Raw genomic sequence first — 15,102 nt, forward strand, 5'->3', positions numbered from 1 at the left:
CGGTGAGGATTGGCGGCTACTCGACCAGCGGTGAGGATTGGCGGCTACTCGACCAGCGGTTTGGCGACTATCGGCGCTGGTGCGGCAGTCCGAGCGCGAGCATGCCGATGATGTCGCGCTGGACCTCGTTCGTCCCACCGCCGAAGGTGAGGATCAGCGAGGACCGCTGGAATCGTTCGAGGCGTCCCTGGAGGTGTGCGCCGGTGCTCCCGCGCCGCAGGGTCGCGGCCGGGCCGACGATCTCCATCAGCAATCGGTATGCCTCGGTCGCGAACTCGGTGCCGTAGACCTTGGTCGCGGACGCGTCGGCCGGGCTGGGGGAGGCGCCGGATGCGGCGATCGACGCGATCTTCCAGTTGATCAACTTCAGGAATTCGACCTTGGCATGCACGCGTGCGAGGTTGCTCTGAACCCACGCGGTGTCGATCACACGTTGCCCGTCACCGGTCTTGGTGTGTTGCGCCCATTCGATCGTCTCCCGCAGCGCGGTCTGGATGGGAGCGGCGCTGCACAGCGCGACGCGCTCGTGGTTGAGCTGGTTGGTCACCAGTGGCCAGCCGCCGCCCTCCTCACCGACCAGGGCCGAGGTGGGCACCCGGACATCCTGGTAGTAGGTGGCGCTGGTGTCGACACCGGCCATCGTGTGCACCGGCGTGTAGCTGAAGCCCTCCGCGTCGGCGGGCACGATGATCATCGAGATGCCCTTGTGCTTCTTGCCGCCGGGCTCCAGAGCGCTCGGATCGGTCCGGCAGGCGAGCCAGATGTAGTCGGCGTAAGGGACCAGACTGGTCCACATCTTCTGGCCGTTGATCACGTATTCGTCGCCCTCACGGATGGCGGTGGTACGCAGCGCCGCCAGGTCGGTGCCGGCGCCCGGCTCCGAGTAGCCGATGGAGAAGTGCAACTGTCCCGCCGCGATCTTGGGCAGGAAGAACGCCTTCTGCTCCTCGGTGCCGTAGTGCATGATCGTCGGCGCGACCGAATTGATGGTCAGGAACGGGACCGGGGCGCCGGCGATCGCCGCCTCGTCGGTGAAGATCAGCTGGTCCATCATGGACCGGTTCTGGCCGCCGAACTCGGTCGGCCAGCCGAGCGCGAGCCACCCGTCGCTGCCCATCTGGGCGACCACATCGCGGTACGCGTCGCCCTCGCCGAGTTCGCCTTCGCCGCCGGTCAGGGCGGCTCGGCGTTCGTCGGTCATCAGGGCCGCGAAGTAGGATCGCAACTCCCGACGAAGGTCTGTCTGTTGGTCGGTGTAAGCGATGCGCATCGGGCTCTCCGTGTCCTCGGGCGGGTTGGGCGTACCGGCGATATGTCACAGTGATCAACCGGGGAATGGCGGGGTGGTACTCGCCAACTTCTGAAACACGTTCTAACCTGAATGACACAGCCCGTCAACCAGACGAACAGTCTCGAAGGAGTGGCCAGGATGCGAATCAAGGCAGATTTCGACCTTTGCGAGTCCAATGCCGTGTGCGTGGGCATGGCGCCGGATGTATTCGATCTCGATGATGACGACTACCTGGTGATTCTCAACGAAGAGGTGCCCGCCGAGCGCGAGGAGGAGATGCGGCAGGTGGTGGCCAGCTGCCCCAAGTCCGCGCTCTCCCTGGAATGAGCCGAACGACGGGAATCTGACCAACCGGTTCCGGTCTGAGCGCGTTCGTGCTAGAACAGGTTCTAGTTTGTTGCAGCCTTGAGGAGGGAACTGGCGTGGGTCAGTCGTTGGACGGACGTGTAGCGGTCGTTACCGGTGCCGGTGGGGGCCTCGGTCGCGCGGAGGCGATCGGGTTGGCCGGCGAGGGGGCCACCGTGATCGTGAACGACCTTGCGGCATCACTCGATTCGAGTGATGTCATCGACGTGATCACCACGGCCGGCGGTCGGGCAGTCCCGGTGGCCGGAGACATCGGGGAGTCGGCGACCGCTACGGAGATCATGCGGACCGCCACCGAGGACCTCGGTGGTCTGGACATCGTGATGAGCAACGCGGGGATCACCCGTGACAAGATGTTGTTCAACATGACCGACGACGAGTGGGATCTGGTCATCCGTGTCCACCTGCGCGGGCATTTCCTGCTCAACCGCAACGCCGCGAGTCATTGGCGCAGCGCCTCGAAGGCGGCCGGGGGGCCGGTCTACGGGCGCCTGATCAATACGGCCTCGGAAGCGGGACTCCTCGGACCGGGCGGGCAGGCGAACTACGCCGCGGCGAAGTCCGGGATCATCGCCCTGACGGTGTCGGCCTCGCGGGCGCTGGAACGCTACGGTGTCCGCGCGAATGCGATCTGCCCTCGCGCGCGTACGCCGATGACCTCGGACGTCTTCGGGGATGCCCCCGAGGGCGGCGCCGATCCGCTGGCGCCGGAACATGTGGTCAAGCTGGTGAAATACCTTTCAGGAAGCGATGCCGAAAGGGTGACCGGACAGGTCTTTGTGGTTTATGGCGGCAAGGTGATGCTGATGGCCGCTCCGACGGTCGAGGAAACCTTCACCGCGGTGGGGGCGGCGTGGGAAGATGGCGACCTGGCGAAGACGCTGACCAGCTATTTTGCCGACCGTGATGCGAGCCGGACGTTCTCGGCGAGTGAATTGGTCGACTGACCAGAACGTGTGTTGACCACATGATAAATTCGCGGTATTCGCCGGGGCGGGTACAGCGACGGGGGTTTCCCCGGGGGGTAAGGAGTGTTGGTGTTTGAGAAGCTCGCCACGCCTATGTCGGGTGTTGGGGACTTCGTCGCCCTGGGGGTCGAATCCGCACGGGAGCTGTTCCGCCGGCCATTTCAATGGCGTGAGACGGTGGAGCAATCGTGGGCGATCGCTCGGGTCTCGATGGTCCCCACCCTGCTGGTCGCCATCCCGTTCACCGTCCTGGTCAGCTTCACGCTGAACATCCTGTTGCGCGAGATCGGCGCACAGGATCTCTCGGGTGCCGGCGCGGCGTTGGGCACGATCACCCAGATCGGACCGATCGTGACGGTGCTGATCGTCGCGGGTGCCGGTGCAACCGCCATCTGCGCCGACCTCGGTGCGCGCACCATCCGTGAAGAGATCGACGCGATGAAGGTGCTCGGCATCAACCCGATCCACCGCCTCGTCGTCCCGCGCATCATCGCGTCCACCGGGGTGGCCATCCTGCTCAACAGCCTGGTCTGCACGATCGGCATCGGCGGCGGATTCATGTTCTCGGTGTTCCTGCAGGATGTGAACCCGGGCGCGTTCATCGCGAACCTGACACTGCTGACCGGCTTCGGCGAGCTGATGATCTCGATGGTCAAGGCAGCGCTCTTCGGCTTGTTCGCCGGGATGGTGGGCTGCTACCAGGGCCTCAACGTCAAGGGCGGCGCCAAGGGCGTGGGCGACGCGGTCAACGAGACCGTCGTCTATTCGTTCATGGCGTTGTTCGTGGTCAACGTCGTGGTGACCGCGGTCGGTCTCAAAGCGACGGCGGGCTGACACATGGTTCTTCCGTTCACGACCAGGTTCCGCACTGCCCGCATCGCCGCCAGGCGCGCCGGCGAGGACTGGGATCAGATCGGCGATCAGGCCCTCTTCTACTGGGACAGCATCGTCGCGATCCCGCGAGCGATCAAGCATTACAAGAAGGAGACCCTGCGTCTCATCGCGGAGATCTCGATGGGCACCGGAGCGCTCGCCATGATCGGCGGCACCGTGGTGGTCGTCGGCTTCCTGACGCTGTTCACCGGCGGCACCATCGCCGTGCAGGGGTACAGCTCGCTGGCGAATATCGGCGTCGAGGCGCTGACCGGCTTCTTCTCGGCGTTCATCAACGTGCGTATCGCGGTTCCGGTGATATCGGGTATCGCCCTCGCCGCGACGATCGGCGCAGGTGCAACGGCGCAGCTCGGCGCGATGCGGGTCAGTGAGGAGATCGACGCTCTCGAGACGATGGCGATCTCCTCGATCCCTTACCTGGTCAGCACGCGGATCGTCGCGGGCCTGATCGCGATCGTCCCGCTCTACGCGCTCGCGTCGCTCGCCTCGTTCGTCGCCAGTCGGTTCGCCACGGTGTTCATCTACGGACAGTCGCCGGGCGTCTACGACCACTACTTCAACACGTTCCTCATCCCGTCGGACATCCTCTGGTCCTTTGTGCAAGCGATCTGCATGGCGGTGGCCGTGATGCTCATCCACACCTACTACGGCTACAACGCGTCGGGTGGTCCCGTGGGCGTCGGCGTCGCGGTGGGGAACGCAGTTCGTGCATCGCTCGTTGTTGTGGTCGTGATCACACTTTTGACGTCGCTCGCCATTTATGGCGCCGACGGCAAGTTCAACTTGGCGGGATAAGGGACATGGTCAGACGTCAGGAGCGCAGCAGAGCGGTCCGCCGGACGGCGGCGACCGTCATGGTCGTGTCGCTGGTCGCCGTCATCGCGGCGGCCACCGGCCAGTTCCTCGGCTGGTTCGCCTCGACCCAGCCGGTCACCTTGCAGGCACCGCGCGCCGGGCTGGTGATGAACCCGGACGCCAAGGTCAAGTTGCGCGGTGTGGAGGTCGGCCGGGTCGCGTCGATCTCGGAGAACGGCGACAACGCGGTGGTCAAACTCGACATCGCGTCCGACCAGATGTCGAAGATCCCGGGCAACGTGAGCGCCGACATCAAGTCGAACACCATCTTCGGTGCGAAGGCGGTGAACCTGGTGGTCCCGACTTCGGGGGCGTCGGGGACCATCCAGTCGGGACAGACCATCGACGCCGACCACGTGGTGGTCGAGCTCAACACGGTGTATCAGCAGCTGGTGGGGGTACTCGCGCAGTTGCAGCCGGAGAAGCTGAACGCGACGCTCGGTGCGATCAATACCGCGCTGTCCGGACGCGGTGAGCAGGTCGGCGTCGCGGTCGATCAGTTGTCGAAGCTGGTCGGCACCACCAATAAGCACCTTCCCGAACTCAATGCACTGTTCCGGCAAACCGCCACTGTGACGAATGTGTACGCGGACTCGATGCCGAACCTGATGCGCACGGTGGACAACTTCACCTACGTCGGGAACACCCTGGTGGACAACACCGCCAATCTCGACGCGCTGCTCATCAACGCGACCGGGATGGCCAACACGATCAACGGGATCGTGGCGCCGTCGAAGTCGACGCTGATCTCGGCGCTGTCGAACCTGAACCCGACGGCACGGTTGCTCGGATATCAGGCCCCGGGCCTGAAGTGTTTCATCACCGCGGTCGCCCAAGGTGGCCAGAAGGCGGCACCGATCTTCGGTGTCGACGACGGCCTCTTGAAGTTGAACGCCGGCCTGTTGCCGGGCAAGGAACCGTACCGATATCCCGAGGATCTCCCGCGGGTGGCTGCGAACGGTCCTCCCACGTGTGAAGGCGGTCTGAGCAACGTGGACTCGACCGAGCACGTGCCGTTCTATGTGAGCGATACCGCGAGTACGCCCTACCAGCCCCGCACCACCCCCAAGGCCGACAAGACGAAGATCTTCCAATTGCTGTTCGGAGCACCGCCCCGTGGATAACCGTGCCCGCGCGTTCCGCGCAACTCTCATCAAACTGGGAGCGTTCACCGTCGTGATGGTCCTGGTGTTCGTGGCGCTCGTCGTCGTGTTCAGCCAATACCGATCGGGCAAGTCCGAGGAGTATTCGGCACTGTTCACCAGTGCGTCGGCGATCAAGCCGGGAAGCAAGGTGAAGATCGCCGGTGTCGAGGTGGGGTCTGTCAAGAACGTCTCACTCACCACCGACAACGAGGCCAAGATCGGTTTCAGCGTCGACCAGCAATTCCCGCTGCCCACCTCTGTCCAGGCGCTCGTGCGGTACGAGAACCTCACCGGTGACCGCTACCTCGAGTTGCAGCGCGGCACCGGCGACCCCGACAAGATGCTCTCGCCCGGTGACCAGATCCCGGCCTCGCACACCCAACCCGCGCTCGACCTCGACAAGCTCCTCGGTGGGTTCAAGCCGCTCTTCCGTACCTTGAATCCGGCTGAGGTGAACGAGCTCTCGGCGTCGTTGATCGACGTGTTCCAGGGGCAGGGCGCAGGACTGAACAGTCTGTTGTCGAACACGTCGCAGTTCACCAATGCCCTCGCCGATCGCGATGCACTGATCGGTCAGGTCATCGACAATCTGAACAAGACCCTGACGACCCTCGACGGGGACCGAAAGGGCCTCGACCAGAGTGTCGACCTGCTGCAACAACTCGTGACCGGGCTGTCCGCGCAGCGGGGCACGATCGGCAATGCGTTGACCCAGACATCCAAGCTGACCAACGGACTGTCCGATCTGCTCGTGGCCACCCGACCCGACATCCAGTCCACGACCGCCAACCTGGGCAAGACCTCCGAGCAGGTCCTCAAGGGGGGCGACTACGTGAGTGGCCTGATCCAGCGGCTGCCCGGTGACTTCCACAAGCTGTCCAACCTCGGTAGTTACGGTGCGTGGCTGCAGATCTGGCTCTGCAAGGTTCGGCTCATCTTCAGTGGTCCGGGCGGCAAACAGATCTCGTGGACGAACATCGATGCAACGGGCCAAACGACCGGACCCGGGGGGAGGTGCCCGATCTCATGAGCCTTCCGTTCAGCGGAATGTTCCGCAACAAGCGCACGACGTCGGGCGACGCAGAGGTCGCACGGGAGGACAAGCGCGGCGGGCGTAGTCGCGCCCAGATCGGTGTGATCGGTGTGGTGATCACCGCGCTCGTGGTGATCGTGGCCATGCAGGTGGACAAACTCCCGTACCTGTCCCCGATCAGTACCTACAAGGCCTACTTCGACGACGCCGGCGGTCTGGTGTCGGGGGATATCGTCTCCGTCTCGGGCGTCAATGTCGGTACTGTGCAGAATGTTTCGCTGGCTAACACCAAGGGTGGAACCAAGGCGCAGGTGACGTTCCGGATGAATGACACGGTCATGATGGGTATCGACTCACAGGCCGCGATCAAAACCGAGACCGTCCTCGGTCGGCGTAACCTGACGATCCTGCCGCACGGGCCGGATCATATCCGGCCCGGCGGTGAGATCCCCAACGAGAACACCATCGCGCCGTATTCGCTGACCGATGCCCTCGAGGGCGCGACCGACACCTTGGCCGAGACGGATACCGACCAGCTCAACAAGGCGCTCAATGTCATGTCGGACACGTTTTCGCAGACGCCGGATCAGGTGCGCGGTGCCGTCGACGGTGTCGCCCGACTCTCCAAGTCGGTGGCCGACCGAGACGACGCCTTGCGAGGACTGCTCGGCAAGGCGAATCAGGTGACCAAGATCGTCGGCGATCGCAGCGAACAGATCAATCGGCTTCTGCTGGATGCCAATTCGCTCGTCGGTGAACTGCAGACCCGGCAGGCGGCGATTGCTGCGCTGATCTCCGGTACGCGTGATGTGAGTGCGCAGATCAGCGGCTTCATCAAGGACAACAATGCCCAGCTGAGCCCGGTGCTGACCAAACTCGACGGAGTGCTGAAGATTCTCACGGACAACCAGGCGAGCCTGAAATCGGCCATCGACGAGCTCGGTCCGTACGCAAACGTCCTCGGTGAGGCGGTGTCCTCGGGGCCGTACTTCTCGTCGCTGGTCGGCATCCCGACCTTCGGCGACTACACCGCGGTGTTCATGAAGGTCCTGCAACGTAAGTACCCGGAGGTCTGGAAGGCCTTCAACTACACGAATCCGTTGAACCCGAACGGTTTCAAGCTGGTTCCCGGCTACGACAACAATGCTCCGAAGCCGAAGGCGCCCAAGCTGGAATATCCGAAGGGCCCCGCGACCACACCGGGGCAGGGGGGCTGACATGGGCATCGGCAAACGCGTTTGGCAGGTCATCGCCGCTGTGGTGCTGGCGATCCTGGTGATCGTCATCGGCTACGTGGGCTTCAACAAGGCGACCAACAACACCATCACGGCGTACTTCCCGTCCGCCGGCGGGCTTTACAACGGTGACCCGGTACGGGTCCTCGGTGTGAATGTCGGCAAGGTGACCGCGATCTCGCCACGGGACGGTGACGTGGAGATCAAGATGCAGGTGGACAAGGACACCCCGATCCCGGCCGACGCCAAGGCTGTGGTCGTCGCGCAGAGTCTGGTGTCGGGCAGGTTCGTCCAGCTCACACCGGTCTACGCCGGCGGACCCAAGATGGCCGAGAACGCCGACATCCCGATGAACCGGACGGCCGTCCCCGTCGAATGGGACGACATCAAGAAGCAGCTGTCGAAGCTGACCGAGGCGGTGGGTCCCAAGGGCGCCGACCCCGGGTCGGCTTCCAAGCTGATCGATGTCGCCGACAAGAACCTCGACGGCAACGGGGCGGCCATCAACGCGTCGATCAAGGAACTCTCCGACGTGATGGGTACTTTGTCGGCGGGCCGCGGAGACCTGTTCTCGACCATTCGGAGTCTCCAGAAACTCACCGACGCATTGTCGACCAGCCACGAGCAGATGGTTCAGTTCAACGGTCGCATCGCGTCGGTCAGCAAGGTGCTCGGCAACAACACCGACGAACTCAACGGCGCGTTGCACAACCTCGACAGCGCGATGTCGGACGTGCAGGACTTCATCGACAAGAACGGAAAGACACTTTCCGGTTCGGTGAAGAATCTCGCCGACACGACGAAGATCCTGGCAGACAAAGACCAACAGATCCGCGGACTCCTGCACTCGGGGCCGCATCAGCTGGCCAATTTCTACAACATCTACAACCCGATGACCGGTTCGCTCTCCGGCATCTTCGGTCTCGGTATGGGCGCCAACCTCATCACGCTCTTGTGCGGGTCGATGCAGGCGAACGACCGGCCGGGCCAGAGTGAGGCAGAGGTGGAGAAGTGCGTGGACGTGATGGCGCCGGTCCTCTCCTCGATCTCGATGAACTACCCGCCGTTCCTCACCAACCCGGTGACGGGTATCAACGCGCGGCCCAACCAGATCCAGTACCAGAATTCCGATGTGAAGGCCCGTGCACAGGCCGGGATTCGCGAGCAGGACGCTCAGACCCGCAAGAACGACAACACCGGTGACAATGCTCTCGGCAATCTCCTCGTCCCGTTCGGAGGTGAGAAGTGATGCGCCGCGCCGGATTGGCGGTGCTCCTGGCGGTGGTGATGGTCGGGGCGTCCGCATGCAGCTTTCAGGGGCTCAACAGCATGGCGATCCCGGGGGCGCAGGGCACGGGCAACGGGTCGTACGAGATCTCCGCGATGATCCCGACGGCGGCCGGGCTGGTGTCCAACGCGCCGGTGATGATCGATGACGCGACGGTCGGCAGCGTCGGGCCGATCACGGTCGACAACTGGAACGCCCACGTGGACATCCGTCTCAACCATGGCGTCACCGTGCCGCGTGGCTCGCATGTGATGGTCGGGATGACCAGTGTGCTCGGGTCGTCGCATCTGCAGATCGTCCAGCCGGAGAAGCCGACCGGCGGAGTGATGTCGGCCGGCGAGGAGATCCCGCTGACCAAATGTCCTGAGCAGAGCAACATCACGACGAGTCCGGGTGCGCCGTCGGTGCCGGACATCAATTCGGCACAACAGGTCGCCGCGTGTACGTATCCGACCACCGAGCAGGTACTGAGTTCGTTGTCGGTGGTGCTCAACGGTGGTGGGCTGGCGCAGTTCGGCGACATCGTGCACGAGATGAACTCGGTGTTCACCGGGCGGCAGGACACCATCAGCAAGCTGGTGCCACGGTTGAACACCCTGGTCGGCGATCTGAACAACCAGAAGGCCAACATCATCCGGGCGACCGAGGGGCTGGACAGACTGGCGGCGTCGATCAACGAGCAGACCCCGACGGTGGAGAAGGCACTCTCCGACGGACCGCAGATCCTCGGTCTCCTCAACGAGCAGAAGCAACAGTTCACCGACACCCTGGGTGCGCTGGGGAAGCTGTCCAAGACGAGCAACGACATCATCGATGCCAACGACAAGGACATCAAGACCATCGTGTCGAATCTGTCGCCGGTCCTCGATCAGCTACAGGCGACCGGGCCGGCTCTCACACAGTCGCTCGGCATCTTCCTGACCTTCCCCTTCTACGAGTCGGCGATCCCGAAGATCGTCAAGGGCGACTACGTGAACAGTGATCTCGTGCTCGACCTGAGCTTCGGACGGCTCTCGCGCGGTCTGCTCTCCTCGGTCGGGCTGGTCGGACCGGAAGGCATCGTCGGACAGCAGGCGGGCGCGGCCAAACGCGGTCTCGATCCGTTCACCTCGCCGCTGAGCCCGGAGGGGATGCAGCCGCAAAGTAAGCAGTCGAACGGCAAGAAGCCGGCGACCGCCTCGGTGCCGGCACCCAAGAGCGGGGGCAACTGATGAAGATCACCCGCTTTGTCCGGATCCAGTTGCTCATCTTCGCCATCGTCACGGTGGTCGCGCTGGTTGCGATGGCGATCTTCTACATACGGATTCCGTCGATGTTCGGGATCGGCGAGTACCGCGTCGAGCTCAAGTTGCCGAGCAGTGGTGGGCTCTACCAGAACGCGAACGTCAGTTTCCGTGGCGTGAACGTCGGCAAGGTCACCGCGGTCAAACTGACCGAGAACGGCGTGGTCGCCGACCTCTCGATCGACAGCGGTACCGACATTCCGGTGTCGTCGCAGGCCGCGGTGCGCAGCGTGTCGGCGATCGGCGAGCAGTACGTCGAGTTCACTCCGGTGCCCAACGGACCGTCCGGCCACCTCTACGACGGTTCGGTGGTGGACAGCGGTCAGGTGCCCGTCGAGATCTCGACCATGCTCGACCAGGCGAATGCGCTGCTGGACAAGGTCGGCGACACGAAGCTGCGCTCGGTGATGGACGAGGCCTTCGAGGCGTTCAACGGTACCGGTGAGCAATTGCAACGCCTGCTCGACTCGATGACCTTGCTGGTGGGTGACGCATCGAAGAACACCGAGCCGTTGATGAAACTCATCGACCAGTCCGGACCGCTGCTGTCCACCCAGTCGCAGACCTCCGACGAGATCCGTTCCTGGACCGCGGATGTCACCAAGTTCACCGATCAGCTGCGGGCCAACAACCCGCAGGTCACCGACATCCTGCAGAAGGGGCCGTCCACCGCGTCCCAGACGCAGGAACTGTTCTCGTCGATGGACCAGACACTGCCGATGCTCATCGCGAATCTGGGCGTGTCAGCGAAGACACTTGCGGTCTATCACCCGAATCTCCAGCAGATCGTGGTGATCTATCCGCGTCTGATGGCGGCGCTCATCACCGCACTCAACACCGAGAACGGACATTACGGCGCCAACGTGGATTTCGCCTTGGGATTCCAGGACCCGGGGACCTGCACGATGGGCTTCTTGCCGGCTTCACAGTGGCGGTCGCCCGCGATTCAGACCCCCCGCGACATACCGCCGGGCATGCTGTGCCGGGTGCCGCAGGATTCGAATCTGGCAGTCCGCGGTGCCCGCAACTTCCCGTGCGCGGAGTTCCCTGGTCGTCGCGCTCCGACACCCGAGGAATGCCGGACGGGCTACAAGCCCAAGGGCGAGAACGTGGCCTTCCCGGAAGGCCTGCCCTTCGGGCTCAAGCCGCCGGCGAACGCATCGGCCAAGTCTCCGGCCAAGGCCCCGGCGAAGGTGCCGACCGGTCAGGCCACGCAGGCGACCCCGTCGAGCTACACGCCCGGCGCCGCTGTGTACGCCACCCCGTACGATCCGAAGACGGGTGACTACATCGGTCCCGACGGCAAGACGTATAACGCCGGTCTGGGACAGGATTCACAAGGACAAGACAGTACGTGGGAGAGCATGATCAGCAATACGGTGCAGAAGTGACCTCGGACAAGCCCGAGGACACCACGCCCGACCCCAGCCCGGAAAACACGGAGGAACAGGCGTCGGCCCCGTCGACGCCGGTTCGCCGCGCACCCGTTCGCAAGGCCCCGCTCGGCCGTGGGCGCAAGCGGCCCTCGAGTTCGGCCGGACCGGAAGGTCCCGCGGCGTCTGCCGAGGAGTCGTCGTCGGAGGCCGTCGAGGTCGAAGGTTCGAACGATCCTGCGGGCAGCGGCGATACCTCTGGCACCGGCGAATCCGCGAGTGCTCCCGAGGCGGCAGATGCGGCCGAAGCGGTGGAGAACACAGACGAAACCGGCAAGGGCGACGCCGAGCAGCAATCCACGGTCGCAGGCGATCAGCTCACCTATCGGGAGCGGCGGCGTGCGCGCAACGCAGCGGCACGTCGGAGCCGCGACGACCGTCTCGCCGGTGACGACGGGTCGCCGGTCCGATACAAGGGCACCGACTCGTCGCGGACCAAGCGCATCGTCCTGGCCTCGGTGTGCAGCGTCGTGATCATCGCGTGTGTTGCGGTATCGGTGATCTTCGCGGTCGGTATCAACCGCTATGACAAGAAGAACGACCTGCGAGCCGAGTACTCGGATTTCGCTTCGCAGATGATCGTCAACCTGACCACACTCAACCCGAACAACGTCGATGGTGCATTGAAGACGTTGCAGGACAAGACGAGTGGCAAGGCCCAGCAGCAGATGCAGGATTCGATGAAACAGGCCGTCGGTCTGGTCAAGGACCAGAAGATCGACACCAAGACCACGATCCTGTCGGAAGCCGTGACCAAGGCGGAACCGGACGAGGGAACGGCGATCGTCGTCTACGGGTGGCAGATGAAGAATCCGGATCCCAAGGAGGAGACGATCGTTCAGACGTTCCGGTGGCGGGTGCAGATGACCCGGATCAACGGCGACCTGAAGATGACGAACTTCGAGTGGGTGACGTAGATGCGTATCACCACCGGCCGCGTCGTCGCGGCAACGCTTGTCATCCTGCTGGTCGCGGCTGCGGCCGTGACGGTGTTCCTCGGTATCCGGTTCTTCGACGACCGCGCAACCGAGAACGCGAGGAATTCGTCACTGGACGCGGCAAAAGGCTATGCCACCACCATGTTCGGGTACACCCCGCAGAACGTCGATCAGCACGTCGCGGAGTCGAAGGCGGTGTTGACCGGGGCGGCGAAGCCGACCTATGACGCCCTGGTCACCAAGAACAATCTCGCCGCCGAGGTGCGTAAGCAGGGTGTGGTGTCGGCCGTGACCATCCAGGACGCCGGCGTGGTGACCAACACCCAGGACACCTCCAAGGTGCTGATCTTCATGAACCAGTCGGTCACCCGTAACAACAAGGAACTCGTCCGCGTGGACCCGAGCCGTCTGACGTTCAGCATGGTCAAGCAGGGTGATCGGTGGATGATCAACGGGATCGACGTGATCACCGACGACTCGTTCCGAAGCCGCATCGAGCAGACGGACACACCGCCGCCCGGCGCTGTCCCGTTGCCGACGTCCAAGTCGCCGTCGCCAGCGGCCCCGTCCGCCTCGCCTGCCCCGTCTGCTCCGCCTGCCGGCTGACGCCCCACTCCTGATTCGCCGTTTGCCGGTCGAGTAGTCGAGGAGCATGCGACGAGGTGAATCGAGACCTGTTGCGGCGATCTCGAAACGCGCCCTCGTCGGCTCGGGGGCTACTCGATCGGCAGCTGATTCGCACTTCTGTGGCCCGCTGTTGTGACGCAGGCGCATGCAGACGAAAAACGGGGCCGGTCACCCTTCGGCGACCGGCCCCGATTCCCCTGTGAGAGATCAGGATTCGGAGGTATATCCCATCGGCATGAGGATCGCCTTGTGCTCGAGGTAGGACTCGAGTCCCTCGCGTCCGTTCTCGCGTCCGATACCCGAGTTCTTGTATCCGCCGAACGGCGACGCGGGATCGATGGCGTACCAGTTGATGCCGAGCGTGCCGGTGCGGATCTGCTTCGCGATCTCGACACCGCGCTCGACGTCGGCTGTCCAGATGGAGCCGGCCAAACCGTAATCGGAGTTGTTGGCGATGGCGATGGCCTCGTCGACCGTGTCGTAGGCGATGACGCTGATGACCGGGCCGAAGATCTCCTCCCGCGCGATCGTCATGTCGTTGGTGACGCCGGTGAAGATCGTCGGGGTGACGTAGAAGCCGTTGTCGAGGCCTTCCGGACGGCCGCCCTCGAGCACTGCGGTGGCGCCCTCTTCCTTGCCCTTGGCCACGTAACCCTCGACCTTGTCCCGCTGCTTGGCGGTGATGATCGGTCCGAGGCCGGTGCCCTCTGCGGTCGGCAGACCCGGAGTGAAGGTCTTGGCGGTCTCGACCATTGCGTCGACGATCTCGTCGTGGCGGGACCGGGGGACCAGGACACGGGTCTGCGCGACACATGCCTGACCGGCGTTGATCAGGCCGGCCGAGAACACCAGCATGTGGATGTTGGCCTCGAGCTCGACGTCGTCGAGGACGATCGCGGCCGACTTGCCCCCCAGCTCCAGCGAACAACGCTTGAGGTTCTCGCCGCAGCGCGCGGCGATGGCGCGTCCGGCGACAGTCGAGCCGGTGAAGGTGATCTTGTCGACGTCGGGGTGCTCCACGAGTGCCTGGCCGGCAGCGACGGCACCCGGGACGACCGAGATGACGCCTTCCGGGACGCCGGCGTCGACGAAGAGCTGTGCGAGCAGGTTCGCGTTGAGCGGTGTCTCCGGCGCGGGCTTGAGAACGATCGAGCAGCCGGCGGCGAGCGCCGGGCCGAACTTGTTGCACAGCAGGAACAGCGGGACGTTCCATGCGATGATCGCGCCGACGACACCGACGGCCTCGCGGGTCACCAGCGTCTCGCCGAACAGCCCGGCGCGCTTTTCCTCCCACGGGAACTCGGTGGTCGCGGCAGCGTACCCCTGCAGCACGCCGGTGCCGGCCAGCCCTTGGAGGGTGGTGACATCGGTGGGGGTGGCGCCCATCTCGGCGGAGACCAGGCTGCTGATCTCGCCCATGCGCTCGTTGATCAGATCTGCTGCGCGGTTCAGGACGGCGGCTCGATCGGCCGGTGCGGTGTCGCGCCAGACACCCGACGCGAACGCGGCCCGGGCGGCCTTGACCGCGGTGTCGACATCGACCTCGTCGGCGAGCGGTACGGAACCGACCCGCTCCCCGGTGGCGGGCGAGAACACCTCGAGCGTCTCGGTCGAATGCGGATCCACCCACTGTCCACCGATGAACAGTTGCGGTTGGTCGCCGGCGCCGACCAGGTCGGATGCCGGACGGGACTCGACGGTCTCGGTCATAGATGTGCTCCTGAGTGGTGGTGTGAACTACTCCAC

General features: G+C 64.2%; 14 protein-coding genes. 12 read left to right on the plus strand and 2 right to left on the minus strand.

All coding sequences use genetic code 11. From position 1 onward, the window contains the following. Positions 1 to 67 precede the first annotated feature (67 nt). The gene (locus ACPXCG_RS13770) at positions 68 to 1,270 is read right to left on the minus strand and encodes an acyl-CoA dehydrogenase family protein (protein ID WP_425792524.1); all 1,203 of its coding nucleotides are present in this window, start codon (positions 1,268 to 1,270) and stop codon (positions 68 to 70) included. 159 nt (positions 1,271 to 1,429) lie between these two features. On the opposite strand from ACPXCG_RS13770, the gene ACPXCG_RS13775 reads away from it, so the two are divergent. From ACPXCG_RS13775 to ACPXCG_RS13830, 12 genes are all read left to right on the plus strand, one after another. Then, on the plus strand, positions 1,430 to 1,618 hold the full coding sequence (locus tag ACPXCG_RS13775; protein ID WP_164310824.1) for a ferredoxin: 189 nt from the start codon (positions 1,430 to 1,432) through the stop codon (positions 1,616 to 1,618). 95 nt (positions 1,619 to 1,713) lie between these two features. Continuing rightward, entirely contained in the window at positions 1,714 to 2,604 is an 891-nt protein-coding gene (locus tag ACPXCG_RS13780) for a 3-oxoacyl-ACP reductase (RefSeq protein ID WP_425792525.1), read from the plus strand. A gap of 114 nt (positions 2,605 to 2,718) precedes the next feature. Then, complete coding sequence (locus ACPXCG_RS13785; RefSeq protein WP_203588569.1) at positions 2,719 to 3,459, plus strand: MlaE family ABC transporter permease; 741 nt, start codon at positions 2,719 to 2,721, stop codon at positions 3,457 to 3,459. Positions 3,460 to 3,462: 3 nt separating this feature from the next. Then, positions 3,463 to 4,314, plus strand: a complete 852-nt coding sequence (locus ACPXCG_RS13790; RefSeq protein WP_425792526.1) for an MlaE family ABC transporter permease — start codon at positions 3,463 to 3,465, stop codon at positions 4,312 to 4,314. 5 nt (positions 4,315 to 4,319) lie between these two features. Next, a complete protein-coding gene (locus ACPXCG_RS13795) occupies positions 4,320 to 5,498 on the plus strand; it encodes an MCE family protein (protein WP_425792527.1) in 1,179 nt (392 codons plus the stop codon). After that, positions 5,491 to 6,549, plus strand: coding sequence for an MCE family protein (locus tag ACPXCG_RS13800; RefSeq protein WP_425792528.1), 1,059 nt, complete (start codon positions 5,491 to 5,493; stop codon positions 6,547 to 6,549). The genes ACPXCG_RS13795 and ACPXCG_RS13800 overlap by 8 nt, the downstream gene beginning before the upstream one ends. After that, positions 6,546 to 7,769, plus strand: coding sequence for an MCE family protein (locus ACPXCG_RS13805; RefSeq protein WP_425792529.1), 1,224 nt, complete (start codon positions 6,546 to 6,548; stop codon positions 7,767 to 7,769). Before ACPXCG_RS13800 ends, ACPXCG_RS13805 begins: the two co-directional genes overlap by 4 nt. A gap of 1 nt (position 7,770) precedes the next feature. Continuing rightward, the gene (locus ACPXCG_RS13810) at positions 7,771 to 9,036 is read left to right on the plus strand and encodes an MCE family protein (protein WP_425792530.1); all 1,266 of its coding nucleotides are present in this window, start codon (positions 7,771 to 7,773) and stop codon (positions 9,034 to 9,036) included. Then, positions 9,036 to 10,286, plus strand: a complete 1,251-nt coding sequence (locus ACPXCG_RS13815) for an MlaD family protein (protein WP_425792531.1) — start codon at positions 9,036 to 9,038, stop codon at positions 10,284 to 10,286. The genes ACPXCG_RS13810 and ACPXCG_RS13815 overlap by 1 nt, the downstream gene beginning before the upstream one ends. Continuing rightward, on the plus strand, positions 10,286 to 11,749 hold the full coding sequence (locus tag ACPXCG_RS13820; protein WP_425792532.1) for an MCE family protein: 1,464 nt from the start codon (positions 10,286 to 10,288) through the stop codon (positions 11,747 to 11,749). Before ACPXCG_RS13815 ends, ACPXCG_RS13820 begins: the two co-directional genes overlap by 1 nt. Continuing rightward, the gene (locus ACPXCG_RS13825; protein ID WP_425792533.1) at positions 11,746 to 12,708 is read left to right on the plus strand and encodes a hypothetical protein; all 963 of its coding nucleotides are present in this window, start codon (positions 11,746 to 11,748) and stop codon (positions 12,706 to 12,708) included. The genes ACPXCG_RS13820 and ACPXCG_RS13825 overlap by 4 nt, the downstream gene beginning before the upstream one ends. Next, positions 12,709 to 13,335 (plus strand): hypothetical protein, encoded by a 627-nt coding sequence (locus tag ACPXCG_RS13830; protein ID WP_425792534.1) that lies wholly within the window; start codon positions 12,709 to 12,711, stop codon positions 13,333 to 13,335. It begins immediately after the preceding gene. A 228-nt stretch (positions 13,336 to 13,563) separates the two neighbouring features. Here the strand turns inward: ACPXCG_RS13830 and ACPXCG_RS13835 are convergent, their stop codons facing one another. After that, on the minus strand, positions 13,564 to 15,066 hold the full coding sequence (locus ACPXCG_RS13835; RefSeq protein WP_425792535.1) for an aldehyde dehydrogenase: 1,503 nt from the start codon (positions 15,064 to 15,066) through the stop codon (positions 13,564 to 13,566). Between the last annotated feature and the right edge of the window lie 36 nt (positions 15,067 to 15,102).

Source organism: Gordonia sp. DT218, from assembly GCF_049847105.1.
In the GTDB taxonomy this organism is placed as follows: Bacteria; Actinomycetota; Actinomycetes; order Mycobacteriales; family Mycobacteriaceae; genus Gordonia.